The 19,061-nt window shown below is 39.3% G+C and carries 18 protein-coding genes; all 18 read left to right on the top strand.

Annotation, left to right across the window (positions count from 1 at the left end):
- Window positions 1-66 precede the first annotated feature (66 nt).
- The 18 genes from LIS78_RS21065 to LIS78_RS20980 all read left to right on the top strand — a co-directional run bounded on the left by LIS78_RS21065 (window position 67) and on the right by LIS78_RS20980 (window position 19,021).
- Window positions 67-792: a GntR family transcriptional regulator gene (locus LIS78_RS21065; RefSeq protein ID WP_252284311.1), complete on the top strand. Its 726-nt coding sequence runs from the start codon at window positions 67-69 to the stop codon at window positions 790-792.
- Between the two features lie 133 nt (window positions 793-925).
- A complete protein-coding gene (locus tag LIS78_RS21060; protein ID WP_252284310.1) occupies window positions 926-2,014 on the top strand; it encodes a BMP family lipoprotein in 1,089 nt (362 codons plus the stop codon).
- Between the two features lie 119 nt (window positions 2,015-2,133).
- Window positions 2,134-3,663, top strand: a complete 1,530-nt coding sequence (locus LIS78_RS21055; RefSeq protein ID WP_252284309.1) for an ABC transporter ATP-binding protein — start codon at window positions 2,134-2,136, stop codon at window positions 3,661-3,663.
- Entirely contained in the window at window positions 3,660-4,721 is a 1,062-nt protein-coding gene (locus tag LIS78_RS21050; protein WP_209150621.1) for an ABC transporter permease, read from the top strand. Before LIS78_RS21055 ends, LIS78_RS21050 begins: the two co-directional genes overlap by 4 nt.
- The gene (locus LIS78_RS21045) at window positions 4,718-5,677 is read left to right on the top strand and encodes an ABC transporter permease (RefSeq protein WP_013084750.1); all 960 of its coding nucleotides are present in this window, start codon (window positions 4,718-4,720) and stop codon (window positions 5,675-5,677) included. Before LIS78_RS21050 ends, LIS78_RS21045 begins: the two co-directional genes overlap by 4 nt.
- Window positions 5,678-5,934: 257 nt before the next feature.
- A complete protein-coding gene (yfmF, locus tag LIS78_RS21040; protein ID WP_013058812.1) occupies window positions 5,935-7,230 on the top strand; it encodes an EF-P 5-aminopentanol modification-associated protein YfmF in 1,296 nt (431 codons plus the stop codon).
- A complete protein-coding gene (gene yfmH / locus LIS78_RS21035; protein WP_025750276.1) occupies window positions 7,217-8,500 on the top strand; it encodes an EF-P 5-aminopentanol modification-associated protein YfmH in 1,284 nt (427 codons plus the stop codon). Before yfmF ends, yfmH begins: the two co-directional genes overlap by 14 nt.
- A gap of 63 nt (window positions 8,501-8,563) precedes the next feature.
- Window positions 8,564-9,289, top strand: a complete 726-nt coding sequence (gene ymfI / locus LIS78_RS21030) for an elongation factor P 5-aminopentanone reductase (protein WP_252284308.1) — start codon at window positions 8,564-8,566, stop codon at window positions 9,287-9,289.
- Window positions 9,290-9,354: 65 nt separating this feature from the next.
- Entirely contained in the window at window positions 9,355-9,615 is a 261-nt protein-coding gene (locus LIS78_RS21025) for a DUF3243 domain-containing protein (protein ID WP_013058809.1), read from the top strand.
- 213 nt (window positions 9,616-9,828) lie between these two features.
- A complete protein-coding gene (locus LIS78_RS21020; RefSeq protein WP_013058808.1) occupies window positions 9,829-10,620 on the top strand; it encodes a DUF3388 domain-containing protein in 792 nt (263 codons plus the stop codon).
- Between the two features lie 12 nt (window positions 10,621-10,632).
- Window positions 10,633-11,601 carry a helix-turn-helix domain-containing protein gene (locus LIS78_RS21015; protein ID WP_252284307.1) on the top strand — a complete coding sequence of 323 codons (969 nt, stop codon included), beginning with the start codon at window positions 10,633-10,635 and terminating at the stop codon, window positions 11,599-11,601.
- Between the two features lie 144 nt (window positions 11,602-11,745).
- Window positions 11,746-12,330 carry a CDP-diacylglycerol--glycerol-3-phosphate 3-phosphatidyltransferase gene (pgsA, locus tag LIS78_RS21010; protein ID WP_195782028.1) on the top strand — a complete coding sequence of 195 codons (585 nt, stop codon included), beginning with the start codon at window positions 11,746-11,748 and terminating at the stop codon, window positions 12,328-12,330.
- Window positions 12,331-12,349: 19 nt separating this feature from the next.
- Entirely contained in the window at window positions 12,350-13,588 is a 1,239-nt protein-coding gene (locus LIS78_RS21005; protein WP_209150618.1) for a competence/damage-inducible protein A, read from the top strand.
- A 199-nt stretch (window positions 13,589-13,787) separates the two neighbouring features.
- Window positions 13,788-14,825, top strand: a complete 1,038-nt coding sequence (gene recA, locus LIS78_RS21000; RefSeq protein WP_195782030.1) for a recombinase RecA — start codon at window positions 13,788-13,790, stop codon at window positions 14,823-14,825.
- Window positions 14,826-15,105: 280 nt separating this feature from the next.
- Window positions 15,106-16,665 (top strand): ribonuclease Y, encoded by a 1,560-nt coding sequence (gene rny / locus LIS78_RS20995; RefSeq protein ID WP_013058803.1) that lies wholly within the window; start codon window positions 15,106-15,108, stop codon window positions 16,663-16,665.
- A gap of 81 nt (window positions 16,666-16,746) precedes the next feature.
- The gene (locus tag LIS78_RS20990; protein WP_252284306.1) at window positions 16,747-17,544 is read left to right on the top strand and encodes a TIGR00282 family metallophosphoesterase; all 798 of its coding nucleotides are present in this window, start codon (window positions 16,747-16,749) and stop codon (window positions 17,542-17,544) included.
- Window positions 17,545-17,767: 223 nt separating this feature from the next.
- Entirely contained in the window at window positions 17,768-18,028 is a 261-nt protein-coding gene (spoVS, locus tag LIS78_RS20985; protein WP_003181955.1) for a stage V sporulation protein SpoVS, read from the top strand.
- 75 nt (window positions 18,029-18,103) lie between these two features.
- Entirely contained in the window at window positions 18,104-19,021 is a 918-nt protein-coding gene (locus LIS78_RS20980; protein WP_252284305.1) for a dipeptidase, read from the top strand.
- The last annotated feature ends 40 nt before the right edge of the window (window positions 19,022-19,061 follow it).

The raw sequence follows: 19,061 nt of genomic DNA, 5'->3' as shown, positions 1-19,061 counted from the left end.
ATATTATTTTCGATTAAGTAGTCGAACATCAGAGGTCTGATGACTTTTTAATATGGAGGAAGAGTGATGTCTATACGTGCGGATAATCGGCACTTGTATTTACAAGTGATTGATAAAATTAAACAAAATATAGAAAAAGGAATTTTTAAAGAAAAGGAAAGACTCCCTTCAGAGTTTGATTTATCAAAGCAGCTAGGGGTTAGCCGCGCAACGCTACGTGAGGCACTTCGCATATTAGAAGAAGAGAATATTATTGTTCGCAGACACGGCGTGGGAACATTTGTCAACACGAAGCCTGCTTTTTTGTCAGGGATTGAGCAATTAAATAGTATAACACATATGATTGAACAAGCCGGTATGAAGGCCGGAACAATCTTCTTATCTTCTCAAATACAAGAGTTGTCTGAAAATGATTTAACACGTTTTGCTTGCGGCGAAGACGAACAGATTTTATTTGTTGAACGGGTGAGAACGGCAAACGGAGAGCCGGTTGTATATTGCATGGACAAGGTTCCTCAAAAAATATTGCCTGAAAATTTCGAATATAAACAAGAGTCTTTGCTAGAAATTCTTGAAAAACAAGCAGGAAAGCACATTTCATACGCCGTGGCAAACATTGAGCCTCTAGGCTATCATGAAAAAGTTTCTCCTATTTTACAATGCGAGCCAGAAACCGCTTTGCTTGTGCTGAAACAAATGCATTATGACCAGTATGATGAACCCATTTTATATTCCATCAATTATTTTAAAGCAGATCAATTTAGTTTCCAAGTACTGCGTAAACGCGTCTAGTTTTTTTATGGTTAAATGTCAGAAAATTTACAACTATTCAACATTGTCCTTTTAAGGAGGTGTCAACTGTAGGTCACAAGGACGAAATAGAAAATTGGCTTTATACTTTTAAAACTATTCAGGGGGTTAAAACATGTTAAAACGTAAAACGGGACTTGCATTATCACTAGTATTAGCGGCAGGAACACTTTTAAGCGCGTGTGGCTCAGACGACGCAGGTAAGAGCGGCGGAGATAAAAAAGCGGCGGATTTTAAAGTGGGAATGGTAACAGATACGGGCGGGGTAGATGACAAATCGTTTAACCAATCTGCTTGGGAAGGTCTTACAAAGTTTGGGAAAGGCAACGGACTTGATGAAGGGACTGGATATAAATATTTGCAGTCTACAAAAGCATCTGAATACGAGAGCAACCTTTCTAAATTTGCTGAGAGTGGCTATAACTTGACGTATGGAATCGGCTTTTTGTTAAAAGAAGATATTAAAAAAGCAGCAAAGCAGTATCCAGATGCTAACTTTGCATTAGTAGACGATACGCTAAAGTCAGAGAACTTAGATAACGTGGCAAGCATTCTATTTAAAGAAGAGCAAGGCTCTTTCTTAGTAGGTGTAGTGGCAGCTAAACAAACGAAAACGAACAAAATCGGCTTTATCGGAGGTGTTGAATCTCCATTAATCAAGAAGTTTGAAAATGGATTTAAAGCAGGTGTTAAATCTGTAAACCCAGATGCTGAAGTTATCTCTCAATATGCAGAAAGTTTTAACTCTCCAGAAAAAGGTTCAGCTATTGCTTCTACCATTTACAGCAAAGGCGCTGATATTATTTATCAAGCGGCTGGCGGCACTGGAAACGGCGTATTTACAGAAGCTAAAAACCGTTCAAAAGGCGGTAAGGACAAAAAGGTTTGGGTAATTGGAGTCGACCGCGATCAGCATGAAGAAGGTATGCCTGAAAACGTAACGTTAACTTCGATGGTTAAACGCGTTGACTTGGCTGTAGAAGATGTTGCCAAAAAAGCAATGAACGACAAATTCCCAGGTGGTAAAGAAGTTGTGTTTGGCTTAAAAGAAGACGGAGTAGGAATTGCTCCATCACAAGATAATGTAAGCAAAGATGCGTTAAAAGCAGTTGATGAGTATAAGCAAAAAATTCTAAACGGTGACATTACAGTGCCTCAAACGGATAAAGAATTTAAAGAGTTTGAAAAAACGCTTAAAAAATAAGCTGACGTCTGTTAAGCAATGATTATATGAGTATAAAAGGCTAGTGAAAACTAGCCTTTTTCATAGCCAAAAAACGGAAGACAGAATTCTGTAGCACGCAGAAATAGGGAGTGAAAGCAGTGGAATATGTTATTGAAATGCTAGATATTCGCAAAGAGTTTCCCGGTATTGTTGCTAATGACAATATTACACTCCAAGTGAAAAAGGGAGAAATACATGCTTTGTTAGGAGAAAATGGTGCGGGTAAATCAACGCTGATGAACGTTTTATTTGGACTTTATCAGCCTGAAAAAGGGCAGATTCGTGTAAACGGCCAAGAAGTGAAAATCACGGATCCTAACGTGGCGAATGACTTAGGAATTGGTATGGTTCATCAGCATTTTATGCTCGTTCAAAACTTTACAGTAACAGAAAATATTATTCTTGGAAACGAACCGACACGAACGGGAAAAATTAATATTAAAAAAGCAGCTCAAGATATTCAAGAGCTTTCAAATCAATATGGATTATCGGTAGATCCATATGCAAAGATTCAAGATATTTCAGTCGGCATGCAGCAGCGAGTGGAAATTTTAAAGACGCTTTACAGAGGAGCGGACATTCTTATTTTTGATGAACCTACTGCCGCCTTAACACCTCAGGAAATTACGGAATTAATTCAAATTATGAAAAAGTTAATTAAAGAAGGAAAGTCAATTATTTTAATTACACATAAATTAAAAGAAATTATGTCAGTGTGTGATCGCTGTACAATTATCCGAAAAGGCGTCGGGGTTGGCACGGTAAATGTGCAAGAGACCACCCCTGATGAACTTGCTGCTTTAATGGTAGGAAGAGAAGTACATTTTAAAACTGAAAAGAAAACAGCGACTCCAAAAGAAGCTGTGTTAACAATAAAAGAATTAGTAGTAGAAGACAGCCGAGGAGTAGAGGCTGTAAGTTCACTTGATCTAAGCGTTCGGGCAGGCGAAATTGTAGGCATCGCGGGTGTAGATGGGAATGGGCAAACAGAGCTGATTGAGGCAATTACGGGTCTAAGAAAAATAAAGTCAGGCTCGGTCACATTAAAAAATCAAGAATTGTCTACGTTATCCACTCGTAAAATTATGGAGTCAGGAATAGGACATATTCCGCAGGATCGTCATAAGCACGGACTGGTATTAGATTATACAATAGGTGAAAATATTGGCCTTCAAACGTATTATCAAAAGCCGATGTCTAAATCAGGTATTTTGAATTATAAAGAGATGTATAAAAAGGCAAAAGAGTTAATTGCAGAATATGATGTGCGAACGCCTAGTGAATATACACAAGCGCGATCGCTATCGGGCGGAAATCAGCAAAAAGCCATTATTGCCCGTGAAGTAGACCGCAGTCCGGAACTATTAATTGCAGCTCAGCCAACGAGGGGGCTGGATGTAGGGGCCATTGAATTTATTCATAAAAAGCTGATTGAAGAACGAGATAAAGGACGAGCAGTGCTGCTCGTTTCGCTAGAACTAGATGAAGTGATAAATCTAAGCGATTGCATTGCGGTTATTTATGAAGGGAAAATAGTCGACATTGTAGATCCAAAAGAAACGAATGAACAAGAGTTAGGCTTATTAATGGCAGGCGGTACGCGTGAGAAAGCGGGTGGAACAGCATGAATAAACTTGTGAAAAATGAACGTGTAATGATGATTTTGATTCCCGTTATATCGGCCATATTAGGACTCATTGCGGGAGCGGTTATTATGTTACTAGGCGGCTATGATCCAATGCTTGGCTATCAATCTCTTTTTGACGGGATGTTTGGAACGCCAAAAGCCATTGGAGAAACGATTCGTGCCATGACTCCTCTTGCTCTGGCTGGTATCGCGGTTGCGTTTGCTTATAAAACCGGTCTCTTTAACATTGGAGTAGAAGGACAGCTTTTAGTAGGCTGGTTGGCTTCAGTATGGGTTGGGTATGCGTTTGATTTACCAGCAGTCATTCATATTCCTTTAGCTGTATTAGCAGCAGCTGTAGCTGGAGCAGTTTGGGCGTTTATTCCAGGATTTTTAAAAGCAAAATTTCATGTTCATGAAGTAATTGTTTCCATTATGATGAACTATATTGCTCTTTATACAACGAGCAGCTTAATCCGTACGTATTTATATGCGGGTAATGAAAAATCGTATGATATTAAAGAATCGGCATCTTTAGCATCAAGCTTTTTAGCACAGTTAACCAATAACTCCCGCCTTCATTACGGTATTCTTATTACCATCGCTGCAGCCGTCGTAATGTGGTTTATTTTGAATAAAACAGCTAAGGGCTTCGAGCTAAGAGCTGTTGGTTTTAATCAACATGCTTCACAGTATGCAGGAATGAATGTAGGCCGAAATATTGTATTGTCCATGGCCATTTCAGGCGCTTTTGCCGGACTTGCCGGGGCAATGGAAGGGCTTGGAACATTTCAGTATATGGGCACATTCACTGCCTTTACAGGTACGGGGTTTGACGGTATCGCCGTAGCCCTTTTAGGAGCTAACAGCGCAATTGGGATTTTATTAGCTTCATTCTTTTTCGGAGGATTGCAAACTGCGGCTCCTCAAATGAACTTTATGACAGGCGTACCGTCTGAATTAATTCAAATTGTCATTGCGCTTATTATCTTTTTTGTTGCATCTAGTTATTTAATTCGCTGGGTGCTTGGCCGTGCAGGCAAGGGGGGAGCAAAATGAACTTCTTAGAGGTGTTAGCCATTATTATTCCAGCGGCGCTTTATTCAGCTGCACCGCTTATCTTTACCGCGCTCGGAGGGATATTTAGTGAACGTTCCGGAGTTGTAAACATCGGATTAGAAGGGCTGATGATGTTTGGCGCATTCACAGGTATTGTTTCAACCCTTTTACTTCAGGATTCATTGGGTGCTTGGGCCCCTTGGGTAGCGATAGTAATTGCGGCGGTTGTTTGCGCTGTGTTCTCGCTGATTCATGCTGTTGCAAGCATTACATTAAAAGCAGATCAAACTGTAAGTGGTGTAGCGCTGAATTTTCTAGCTGCGGGTCTTTCAATCTTTTTAATCAAAAAGATTTTTGGAAAAGGACAAACAGATTTTATCCAATTCCGTATCGATAAAGTAAGTATTCCAGGTCTATCAGACATTCCAGTAATCGGTAAAATTCTGTTTTCGAATGTTCCTATTACGTCTTATATTGCAATTGCGCTAGCTTTTGCTGTATGGTACATCATTTATAAAACGCCGTTTGGTCTCCGTCTTCGTTCAGTTGGTGAACACCCAATGGCAGCAGACACGATGGGGATTAAAGTTGTGAGAATGCGTTACGTTGGCGTTATGATTTCCGGCATGTTCGCTGGAATCGGCGGAGCGGTGTATGCCACGTCTATCGCTACAAACTTTGCAGCGGGAACGATTGCTGGACAAGGGTTCCTTGCTATCGCAGCTATGATTTTTGGGAAATGGCATCCTATTGGTGCTTTAGGTGCAGCCATGTTTTTCGGATTAGCACAGTCTTTGAGTATCACGGGAGCTCAAATTCCAGTTATTCAAGATATCCCATCCGTCCTTTTAACCATTGCACCATACGTATTAACAATCTTAGCACTTACTGGTTTTGTAGGACGTGCTGAGGCTCCTAAAGCGCTAGGCGTTCCTTATGAAAAAGGCCGCCGCTAATAAATCCTCTATACGAGGTCTAACAATGACTAAAGTTGGATAAATATAGAAGGTGGAGACAAAGAAATCATATTCTTTTCTCCGCCTTTTTTCATTGAGAGAAAGAATATGAAAAGAAATGAGGAAGCGCGCGGCAAGTTACTTGAAAATGTTTCCTTGAATTCGATATAGTGGTTATAAGACTAAAATTAGCGTTAAAGATTCAAAATAGAAGTATTGTCTAGTTAATACATCAAAATTTAAAAGGAGGTTTATATATGAAATTATTGACTGAACAAAAACATGAACTAGAAGGATTGACTGTTCACACCATTCAAACAGCTAAGTACAAAACAAACACGTTCATTTTAAAACTAAATGCCCCTTTAGATAAGAAAACGGTGACAATGCGTGCCCTTTTACCTTATGTGCTTCAAAGCGCTACCGAGTCGCTGCCGTCTACGACAAAGCTTCGTACATATTTAGATGAGCTTTATGGTGCTACTTTACAAGTGGACTTAACAAAAAAAGGTGATAACCACGATATTACGATTCGCATTGATATAGCGAATGAAAAATATTTGAAAGATTCAACTCCGCTTTTGCAAAAAGCGTTAGCGCTTCTTGGCGATATTTTATTAAAGCCAGCAGTTGAAGGGGACTCTTTTTTAAAGGATATTATGACAAAAGAAAAGCGTTCTCTTCGTCAGAGAATTCAAGCCGTATTTGATGATAAAATGCGCTATGCTAATTTAAGACTAGTCGAAGAAATGTGTAAGGAAGAACCTTACTCTTTACATGTAAACGGTCAAATTGACGACGTGGAAGAAATTACGGGTGAAAGCTTGTACGCCTACTATCAGCAGGTGTTAAAAGAAGATGCTATTCACCTTTATGCTATTGGAGATTTGCAAGTCGAAGAGGTTTTACAAACAGTAAAAGAAACATTTACTTTACCAAAGCGCGAGCAAAAAGACATTGAAGATTCTATTACGTCTAAAGATATCTCAAAAGTAAATGAAGTGGTGGAAAAACAAGAAGTAAAACAAGGGAAATTAAATATTGGCTACCGCACAAATGTTGTATACGGAGATAGACAGTATTTTGCTCTGCAAGTATTTAACGGTATATTCGGAGGTTTCTCACATTCTAAGCTATTTATCAATGTGCGTGAAAAAGCAAGCTTAGCCTATTATGCCGCTTCGAGGGTAGAAAGTCATAAGGGATTACTGATGGTCATGTCGGGTATTGATGCTAAAAATTACGACCAAGCCGTTACCATTATTAAAGAACAAATGCAGGAGATGAAGCAAGGGTCGTTTACAGACGGCGAAATCGCTCAAACGAAAGCCGTCATTCACAATCAGCTACTTGAAACGGTGGATACTCCACGAGGACTAGTAGAGGTTATGTATCATAATGAATTAACAGGCAAAGACATTTCGATTGACGAATACTTAAAGCATATTGATGCGGTATCTAAGCAGGAAATTATTAAAGTGGCTGAGAAAATTGAAATGGATACAATTTATTTCTTAACAGGAACGGGCGGTGAAGAAAATGGAGAAAATTGAATTTTCGCAGCTTCAGGAACAGCTGTATCATGAAAAAATGGACAATGGGCTGCAGGTATATATTTTGCCAAAGCCGGAATTTAACAAAACGTTTGCTACCTTTACAACGAACTACGGATCGATTGACAATCAATTCGTACCACTAAATGAAAATGAAATGACAAAAGTTCCGGACGGAATCGCACACTTTTTAGAACATAAATTATTTGAAAAAGAAGACGGGGATGTCTTTCAGCAGTTTAGTAAACAAGGTGCTTCCGCCAATGCATTTACTTCTTTTACCCGCACAGCTTACTTATTCAGCTGTACGTCAAATTTTGAAGAAAACCTTGAAACATTAGTGGACTTTGTACAAGAGCCGTACTTCTCAGAAAAAACGGTCGAAAAAGAAAAAGGCATTATCGGTCAAGAAATTACAATGTATGATGACAATCCGGACTGGCGCTTGTATTTTGGCACCATTCAAAATATGTACAAAAACCACCCTGTTAAAATTGATATTGCCGGCACGATTGAATCGATTTCACATATTAATAAAGATTTGCTGTATACATGCTATGAAACGTTCTACCATCCAAGCAATATGCTGTTGTTCATTGTAGGTCCTGTTGATGCGGAAAAAGTAATGAAGCAAGTTCGAGACAATCAGCAGAAAAAAGATTATAAAGAAATCTCTGACATACAGCGTCATTTTGACGAAGAGCCTGAAACGGTGGATCAAGAAAAACAAGTATTAAAAATGCCGGTGCAGTCTTCTAAATGTATGGTGGGTCTAAAAGCGAAAAATCCGCAGCGTTCAGGCGGAGAAATGCTTAAATATGAGTTAGCAATGAATATTATTTTAGATTACGCATTTGGAAAAAGCTCTTCGTACTATGAGGAGTTATATGCAGACGGGCTCATTGATGAAACGTTTGCTTATGATTATACGGAGGAAAGAGGATTTGGTTTTGCTCTTATCGGAGGAGATACGGACCAACCGGAGCAGCTGTATGATCGAGTTAAACAAATTTTACTTGAAATGAAAACAAAATCACTAACAGAAGAGGAACTTGAGCGTATCCGTAAAAAGAAAATCGGCGGATTTTTACGTTCATTAAACTCACCTGAGTTTATCGCTAATCAGTTTACACGCTATGCATTTAATGATATGAATTTATTTGATATTGTTGAAACGCTAGAAAAACTGAAGGTGAACGAAATAAAAGATGTGCTAAACGAAATTATTGATGAAAAGAACTTTACGGTTTGTGAAGTAGTACCTAAATAAAGATGATTATTGCCAAAAAAGCTGATGTTCATCAGCTTTTTTGCATGTAAAGGAGAGAAGGTTATGGAGAAATTTGCCCTTGTGACAGGTGCAAGCGGAGGAATTGGCACAGCGATTGCTAAAAAATTGGCTGAGGATGGATATTCACTTATTTTGCACTATCATCAACGAAGAGACAAAATAGAGACTCTTGCACCTGAGCTGGCTGAAAAGGTAAAAACCGTGTTTACAGTACAAGCGGATTTATCATGTAAAGAGGGAGTGGAGAAGTTTTTAAAGGAAATCATTGTTCCGGTAGAAGTTATTATTCATAACAGCGGGCGAAGTGTGAGTGGGTTAATGACCGATACTGGGGAAAAGGAAACGGAAGAAATAATCTATCTTCATGTCACAGCCCCCTTTCTTATTACCAAAGCTTTATTACCTAAAATGATTAGTGCTAAAAGCGGACAAATCATCATGATTTCTTCCATTTGGGGACTTACAGGAGCTTCGTTTGAAGTCCTTTATTCCATGGTAAAAGGTGCACAAAATACGTTTGTAAAAGCTTTGGCGAAAGAGGTTGCACTAAGTGGGATTCGAGTAAATGGAGTTGCGCCCGGAGCGATTGAAACGGATATGATGGCAAGCTATTCAAAAGAAGAGGTCAAAGAGCTGGCTGAAGAGATCCCTTTAGGAAGAATAGGATATCCAAAAGAGGTGGCAGATGCGGTTTCATACTTAATATCTTCACGAGCTTCATACATAACGGGACAAATATTATCGGTTAATGGAGGTTGGCACATATAAAATGTGCATAAAATCAAAAACACGGTACAAACTATGATATGAATAAACCTTAAGGAGGGCTACTCATGTCAGTATTAGAAAACTGGGATAGCTGGAAAGATTTTTTAGGCGACCGTTTACATCATGCGCAAAACGAAGGAATGCAAGAAGAAGTTATTCATGATCTTGCTTATCAAATTGGTGGATATTTAGCAAACCAAGTTGATGCAAAAAATGATCAAGAGCGAATTTTAGCAGACCTTTGGAGCGTTGCTTCTAAAGAAGAGCAGCATGCGATTGCGAGCAGCATGGTGAAATTAGTTCAAAATAACGGATCAGTAAAATAAGTTATCGTTTCTAAAAAGGAGCTAATTCACCGCGTGTGGAAGCTCCTTTTTTCTTAGAAATAAATAGTACAAATAAATAAGCGCTTACATACATAACAATTGTAGAACTACTTGTCTTTAGGGTTTATAATATAATGGAAATCATTTATAGTTAAACTAGGTGAAAAAAAGGGGGCACCTCTCGAAGGCCAGCCAAGAAATGGGAGGGGTTTGATGGAGAAAATTGAGTGGTATTTAGAATATCAAATACAAAAAAATCGTCCGGGTCTTTTAGGTGATATTTCATCGCTTCTTGGAATGTTGTCAATTAATATTGTCACAATTAATGGAGTGGATGATATTCGCCGTGGATTATTGCTGCGCTGTGATTCACATGAGCAAATAGACAGGCTTGAATCTATTTTGAAAACAATGGATAATATCATTGTGACAAAAATGAGACCGCCTAAATTGCGTGATAAGTTAGCAGTGCGTCACGGTCGCTATATTCAGCGGGACGCAGATGATAAAAAGACGTTCCGTTTCGTAAGAGATGAATTAGGTTTGCTCGTAGATTTTATGGCGGAACTGTTTAAACAAGACGGTCATAAGCTTATCGGCATTCGAGGTATGCCGCGAGTAGGCAAAACCGAATCCATTGTAGCAGCTAGCGTATGTGCGAACAAAAGGTGGCTTTTTGTGTCTTCTACACTCTTAAAACAAACGATTCGCAGTCAGCTTATTGCTGACGAATACAACGCTGATAATATTTTTATTATTGACGGGATTGTATCGACAAAACGAGCGAATGAAAAGCACTGGCAGCTTGTTCGAGAAGTAATGAATGTACCCGCGACAAAAATTGTGGAGCATCCGGATGTATTTGTACAAAATACCGAGTATTCGTTAGATGATTTTGCCTACATTATTGAAATAAGAAACGACCCCAATGAGAAAATTACATATGAAATAATGGAAGGTCCTCAAATGTTTCAAGACGGTGGATTATCGATGTTTGATTTTTAGCATAATTGGTAGGTGTTAGCATTGACAGAGTTAGGACAAAGGTTAAGACAAGAACGAGAAAGCAAAGGATTGTCGTTAGAGGATTTACAAAAACTAACGAAAATTCAAAAACGCTATTTACTGGGCATTGAAGAAGGCAATTATGAGGTTATGCCAGGGAAATTTTACGTACGGGCGTTTATTAAGCAATACTGCGAAGCAATTGGGTTGGACACAGATGCTATTTTTGAAGAATACAAATCAGACATTCCTTCAACTCAAACAGAAGACATGCCGCAGCAGCTTTCGCGCGTCCGCAGCCGCAAAGAAATTCCTCAGCATGCAAAAGGAGTTTCAAAAGCATATGACTACCTTCCAACCGTTCTAGTGGTGGCGGGAGTTGTAGTTGTTGGGATTATTATTTGGGTAATCGCTCAAAATATCGTCTCGGATAAAAACAAGGAGCAGGCTAACCAAGAAGCTCCAAACAGTGAAGTTCAGCAGTCTAACACGCAGGAAGAAACGAATGAAACTACTGCAAAAAATGACAATAGCACGTCAGAAGATGACCAAAGTGCTGCTGATAAGAAAGAACAAGAAAAAGAAAAAGCCGCAAAAGAAAAAGCTGAGAAAGAAAAAGCTGAAAAAGAAAAGAAAGACAGCGGTAAACAAGAATACAAGGAAGTTCAAAAAACAGGTAGAAGTGCTACGTATGCTCTTTCCGGTACAGATGCATTTAATCTAGAAGTAACATCCACTCAAGCAGATACTTGGTTAGATGTGAAAAACGGAAAAGGAAATGCTTTCTTTAGCTCCATTCTAAAAAAAGGTGACACAAAAAAATTTGATTTGACGAAAGAAACTGAAGCTCGTGTCAACATCGGTTATTCACCTGGAGTAGAGTTAAAAGTAAATGGAAAAGCGGTTGACTTGCCGTTTGATTCATCCAAGCAAGTTCGACAAGTTGTAACGATTCAATATCAGCCGGCAGAAGCACAGTAAACAGACTGTTTTAAAAAGTGGTCAGGGTGTAAATAAAGATAATATGTGAATTAATTACTCATTCACGCTATAATAAAACCAAAGCCGTGCAAACAACTTCGTTTGCACGCTTTCAGTTTGTAACAGTAATTGGAGGCAGAAGAAGTGAACTTACCAAACAAGATTACCATTTCGCGAATTTTTCTAATTCCCGTATTCCTCATTTTTATGATGGTGCCGCTACCATTTGGCACAGTGGAGGCAGTAGGAAAAGAGATTCCGATCGCTCACCTATTAGGGGCAGCATTATTTATTATTGCATCTACAACAGACTGGATAGACGGATACTATGCCCGAAAGTACGATTTAGTCACGAACTTGGGCAAATTTTTAGATCCACTAGCAGACAAGCTATTGGTTTCAGCTGCGCTTGTAGCTATTGTTGACTTAGATTTAATTGCAGGTGCAGGATGGGCTGCTATCATCATTATTAGCCGTGAATTTGCTATCACAGGTTTAAGACTTGTACTAGCAGGGGAAGGGGAAGTTGTAGCAGCAAATATGTTAGGTAAAATTAAAACATGGACTCAAATTTTAGCTATTTCAGCTATTCTGTTGTACAACTTGCCTTTTGAATGGATTTCCATTCCATTTGCTAGCGTAATGCTTTGGATCTCAGTGATTTTTACGGTTATTTCAGGCTGGGACTACTTTGCTAAAAACAAACAGGCTTTTGTTAATTCAAAATAAGTAAGATGGAGATGATAGGATGAACGCTGAAATTATTGGAGTCGGTTCTGAGCTGCTGCTTGGACAAATTGCCAATACAAACGCTCAGTATTTATCGAAAAAATTAGCCGAACTTGGAATTAATGTTTACTATCATACGGTAGTAGGAGATAATGCACAGCGCTTAAAAGAAGTGATTGCTACAGCTCAAACGCGTGCAGAGTTAATTATTTTCACAGGCGGGCTTGGTCCTACAAAAGATGATTTAACAAAAGAAACAATTGCGAGTGTGCTAGGAGTAGAGCTGACAACAAATGCAGAAGCACTTGAAAGCATTGAAGCCTATTTCAAACAGTCAAATCGTATCATGACACCTAACAATAAAAAACAGGCAATTGTGCTGGAAGGTTCGGCAGTGCTCCCTAACGATTACGGAATGGCTCCAGGTATGGGGCTTACGGTAGAGGGAAAACACTATATGCTATTTCCGGGGCCGCCAAAAGAGCTCTATCCAATGTATGAATCATATGGTCAAGAATTTTTAGCTCAAAAGCTTGAATTAAAAGAAAGTATTGAATCACGCGTTCTTCGCTTTTTCGGAATAGGGGAATCACAGCTTGAAACTGAGATTGAAGATTTGCTTGATGCGCAAACAAACCCGACGATTGCGCCGCTTGCAGGGGATGGAGAAGTAACGCTCCGCTTAACTGCCAAGCATGCTGATGCCGCTGAAGCACAGCGCATGTTAGACGAAGTGGAAAAAACCATTTCAGAGCGCGTAGGCGAGTATTTGTATGGCTATGAAACAACTTCTTTACATAATGAATTGGTGAAAGAATTGAAGGCACAAGGATTAACGATTGCTTCGGCTGAAAGTTTAACCGGCGGTTTATTCAGCGAACGTCTAACAACTGTTTCAGGTGCTGGAGAAGCTGTAAAAGGCAGCCTGGTCGCCTATCATTATGAAATCAAGCAAAATATTCTCGGAGTGAGCGAACACACGCTGAATCAGTACGGAGCCGTTAGCGAGCAATGCGCGGCTGAAATGGCTCAGCGTATTCAACAGTTATACAAAACGGATATTGGCATCGGTTTTACAGGTGTAGCTGGACCCTCAAAGCAAGAAGGACATCCTGTAGGAACAGTGCATATAGGGGTCGCTTATAAGGATCAAACTCCTCAAGTTTACAGCTTACAGCTATCTGGAAGCCGCCAGGGGATTCGTTCACGAACGGTTAATTACGGCTGTCATTACGTATTAAAGACGATAAAGAAATAAAGAAAAAAGGCTGCTTGGTTTTACCAAAGCAGCCTTTTTTTTATTTTGCAAAAAACGAACATTTATTCGCTTTTTGCTTGTCAAATGACTCAAAAACTAGTATAGTAAGTTATAGAAAGTTGTTAATTCGACATTGCTACTACATCGTAGTAAGTTTGCAGTTTATAGATGATTTCAAAGAGATAGAGGAGGAAATTGAGTGAACGATCGTCAAGCAGCCCTTGATATGGCTTTAAAACAAATTGAAAAGCAATTTGGTAAAGGTTCAATTATGAAATTAGGTGAACAAACGGAAAAAAGAATTTCTACAATTCCAAGTGGTTCATTAGCATTAGATGTAGCTTTAGGTGTAGGCGGATATCCACGTGGACGTGTAGTGGAAGTATATGGCCCAGAAAGCTCAGGTAAAACAACAGTTGCTCTTCATGCGATTGCAGAAGTTCAACAGCAGGGCGGACAAGCTGCATTTATCGATGCGGAGCACGCGTTAGATCCTGTATATGCTCAAAAATTAGGTGTGAATATTGATGAGCTATTATTATCTCAGCCTGATACGGGAGAACAAGCTTTAGAAATTGCTGAAGCCTTAGTTCGAAGCGGCGCAGTAGATATTATCGTTGTCGACTCAGTAGCAGCGTTAGTGCCAAAAGCGGAAATTGAAGGAGAAATGGGAGACTCTCACGTGGGTCTACAAGCTCGTTTAATGTCTCAAGCATTGCGTAAACTATCTGGAGCTATCAACAAGTCTAAAACAATCGCTATCTTTATTAACCAAATTCGTGAAAAAGTCGGCGTTATGTTTGGTAACCCTGAAACAACTCCTGGTGGACGTGCGCTTAAATTCTATTCTTCAGTGCGTCTAGAAGTGCGTCGTGCAGAGCAGTTAAAGCAAGGAAACGATATTGTAGGTAACAAAACAAGAATTAAAGTTGTGAAAAACAAAGTAGCTCCGCCTTTCCGTGCTGCTGAAGTAGATATTATGTACGGAGAAGGTATTTCCAAAGAGGGTGAAATTTTGGATATCGCTTCTGAACTAGATATTGTTCAAAAAAGTGGATCTTGGTATTCATATAATGATGAGCGTCTAGGTCAAGGTCGTGAAAATGCAAAACAATTCTTAAAAGAAAATACTGATATTCGTCAGGAAATTGCGGGACAAGTGCGTGAACATCATGGTTTAGACCAAGATGGAGAGCCAGCTCCTGAGGATAACGATCAAGGCGATTTAAATATTTAATTTGCTGCGAGATAAAAAAAGACTCCTCTATTTCAAAGAAGGGGTCTTTTTTTTGTAAAAATTGTTAATGCTAGAAAAGTAACATACGAAATTTCAATATATACTGTAGAGGCAGGCTTGACAATAAAAATGCACAGATTTACAATTAAGATGTATATTTTCCCTTTTTAAAACATTTTAGCGTTTAAAAGCCTTTGTGTGTATATTGAAAGGTGAATACGATGTACATGCCGACATGAAATTTAAAACTTACAAGTTTATAGCAAGGGGAGGTGAAATGATGGATACTAATACAATCATCTTCGCTTTGCTTGGCCTAATCGTCGGTGCAGTTGTTGGCTTTTTTGTTTGTAAATCGATTGCTGAAGCTAAAATTGCGGGAGCAAAGTCTAGTGCAGAACAAATTATTGATGAAGGAACCCGCGAGGCGGAAGCTTTGAAAAAAGAAGCTTTACTAGAAGCGAAGGATGAAATCCATCAGCTTCGTACAGAGGCAGAACAAGATATTCGTGATCGTCGAGCAGAACTTCAAAAACAAGAAAATCGATTAATGCAAAAAGAGGAAAATCTTGATCGTAAAGACGAATCACTTGATAAACGTGAAGCGTTACTTGAAAAGAAAGATGATTCTCTTACTGTTAAACAACAGCATATTGAAGAGATGGAAAGCAAAGTTGAAGAAGTAGTACGTGCACAGCAAACAGAGCTAGAGCGCATTTCAAGCTTAACCAGAGAAGATGCAAGAGCGATTATTTTAGATCGTGTTGAAAATGAACTTTCCCACGACATTGCAATAATGGTAAAAGAAACAGAAAACCGTGCAAAAGAAGACGCCGATAAAAAGGCGAAAGAAATTCTTTCACTTGCTATTCAGCGTTGCGCAGCAGATCATGTTGCTGAAACGACTGTCTCAGTTGTTAACTTGCCAAATGACGAAATGAAAGGCCGAATTATCGGTCGAGAAGGTCGAAACATCCGTACGCTTGAAACTTTGACAGGAATTGATCTTATTATTGATGATACGCCAGAAGCAGTTATTTTATCAGGATTTGACCCAATTCGTCGTGAGACAGCAAGAATTGCACTTGATAAACTCGTTCAAGATGGTCGTATCCATCCCGCACGTATTGAAGAAATGGTTGAAAAATCTCGCCGTGAAGTGGACGAATATATTCGTGAAGTTGGTGAACAAACGACGTTTGAAGTCGGTGTTCACGGGTTGCACCCAGACTTGATGAAAATTCTTGGTCGCTTAAAATTCAGAACAAGCTATGGTCAAAATGTGCTGAAACATTCAATGGAAGTAGCGCATTTATCAGGACTTATGGCTGCTGAATTAGGTGAAGATGAAACGTTAGCCAAACGAGCAGGATTGTTACATGATATTGGTAAAGCAATTGATCATGAGGTAGAAGGAAGTCACGTAGAAATCGGTGTTGAATTGGCTACAAAGTATAAAGAACATCCGGTTGTTATTAACGCGATTGCTTCTCACCATGGAGATACAGAACCAACATCAATCATTGCTGTACTAGTTGCAGCAGCGGATGCATTATCTGCTGCAAGACCAGGTGCTCGTAGTGAGACGTTAGAAAACTACATTCGTCGTCTTGAAAAGTTAGAAGAAATTTCAGAGTCTTATGAAGGCGTTGAAAAATCATTTGCGATTCAAGCAGGGCGTGAAGTTCGTATTATGGTGAAACCAGATACGATTGGTGATCTAGAAGCGCATCGACTTGCTCGAGATATCCGAAAACGAATTGAAGATGAGCTGGATTATCCTGGCCACATCAAAGTAACCGTTATTCGTGAAACAAGAGCAGTAGAGTATGCAAAATAAAAATGAAGTGGCGTTTCGCCACTTTATTTTTTTTCGTAGAGATGAAGATGCAGATTAAGAATGAAGTATAGGAGCTTTTACATGAGAATTTTATTTATTGGAGACGTAGTTGGTTCTCCAGGCCGTGAAATGGTTGAAGAATATTTACCAAGATTAAAAAGAAAATACTCTCCGGGACTTACAATTGTGAATGGAGAAAATGCAGCTTCGGGAAAAGGCATTACCGAAAAGATTTATCGTCAGTTCTTACAAGCAGGGGCTAACATTATTACCCTTGGTAACCATGCGTGGGACAAACGTGAAATTTTTGATTTTATTGACGATGCAAAAAATCTTGTTCGTCCAGCTAATTTTCCTGAAGGTACACCGGGCAAGGGAATGACGTATTTTACGTACAATCAGCTTGAGGTAGCCGTGATTAATTTACAAGGGCGCACGTTTATGGCTCCGCTTGATTGTCCATTTCAAAAAGCAGATGAACTGATTGAAGAAGCACGTCAGCGCACTCCGCTTATTTTTATTGATTTTCATGCTGAAACAACAAGTGAAAAGCAAGCGATGAGCTGGTATGTGGACGGTCGTGTCAGCGCTGTTGTCGGCACTCATACGCACGTTCAAACAGCTGACAATCGTATATTGCCAAAAGGAACAGCTTACATCTCTGACGTAGGAATGACGGGACCTTATGACGGCATTTTAGGGATGGAGCGAGAAGCTGTTATTAAGCGTTTTTTAACGTCTCTTCCTGTTCGATTTGAAGTGCCAAAAGAAGGAAGAACGCAGCTTAGTGGAATCGTTATTGATATTGATCAAAAGACGGGGAAAGCAACAAAAACAGAGCGAATTTTAATTAACGAAGACCATCCGTTTTTTGAATAAAGGGAAAAAGTCAATGTGTCGAAAGACGATACGTTGGCTTTTTTATTTTGTCAAAAACGTAAAAAGAAAAAAGAAAGGTGTAGAAATATAAGTTTTTGAATATTTAGGAAAAACAAGCAGGAATACGTTTGACATATCGTGAATATAGTAACATTGAAATCAATTAAGTCATTGGTCTAATGATCTCTCATCATACATTGTAAAGAATAAGGAGGAGCTAGATATGGAAATATTAAAAGTTTCAGCAAAGTCTAATCCAAATTCAGTTGCTGGTGCCTTAGCAGGCGTGCTGCGCGAACGCGGCGCAGCAGAAATTCAAGCCATTGGGGCCGGGGCGCTTAATCAAGCAGTAAAAGCTGTAGCAATCGCAAGAGGGTTCGTTGCACCAAGTGGGGTTGATTTAATCTGCATCCCAGCTTTTACAGATATTCAAATTGATGGAGAAGAGCGAACAGCCATTAAATTAATTGTAGAGCCGCGATAATTATAAAAACCACGGACCTGTAAAGCATAGAAGCCAAACAGGTCCTTTTTGTATAGAGTTAAAGGGGTGTGGGTTGTGATATTTGATGCTCATTGTGATGTATTGATGAAGCTCTGGTTAAATAAACGTTTATCTTTTACATATGATTCAGCGCTGCATGTGACGTTAGAAGGAATAAAAAAAGCAAAAGGGAAAGTTCAGCTATTCGCTATTTATATTCCAGAAGCGGTTCCGGCAGCTCAGCGTTTTGATGTTGCGTTAGAAATGATCCAGCTGTTTCAGAGTCATATTTTATCGCTTCCCGGTGTGAAATGGGTTCGTTCAAAACGCGATATAGATAGCTTGAAAAAAGGTGAAATAGGAGCAATGCTGACGCTTGAAGGGTGCGATGCCATTGATACAAGTTTAGTTCGCTTAAAGACACTTTTTTCACTGGGTGTACGTTCAGTAGGTTTGACATGGAATTACTGCAATGCCGTGTGTGACGGTATTTTAGAACCTCGAGGCGCGGGGTTATCTTCTTTTGGAAGAGAAGTTGTTGAATTGAATAATGAACATAAAGTGTGGACGGATGTATCTCATTTATCGGTAAGAGGTTTTTGGGATGTGATTGAGCTAGCACAATATGTAGTGGCTACTCATTCCAATTCACACGTATTGTGTTCTCATCCCCGGAATTTGAGAGACGATCAAATTCATGCTTTAATAAAGCGAAACGGCGTGATTGGCATTACGTTTGTCCCTGAATTTTTAACGAGTTCTGCCAAAGCGCAAATAGCGGATGTGATCCGTCATCTTGATTACATGTGTGAAAGAGGAGGCGAATACGCCGTTGGTTTTGGCTCTGACTTTGACGGCATTGACAAAACGGTTCATCGTCTCGGAAGATATGAACAGTATACAAATTTAATCGAAGAACTCCTTAAGCATTACACTGAGGAGCAGGTAAAACGTTTTCTGTTTCAAAACTTTGCTGATCGTGTATGCAGCTAATAAAAAAAGAGCTTTTTCTTCTTGGAAAAGCTCTTTTTTA

Source organism: Priestia megaterium (assembly GCF_023824195.1).
Lineage (GTDB): Bacteria > Bacillota > Bacilli > Bacillales > Bacillaceae_H > Priestia > Priestia megaterium_D.
This window is presented reverse-complemented; position numbering and strand designations above follow the sequence as displayed.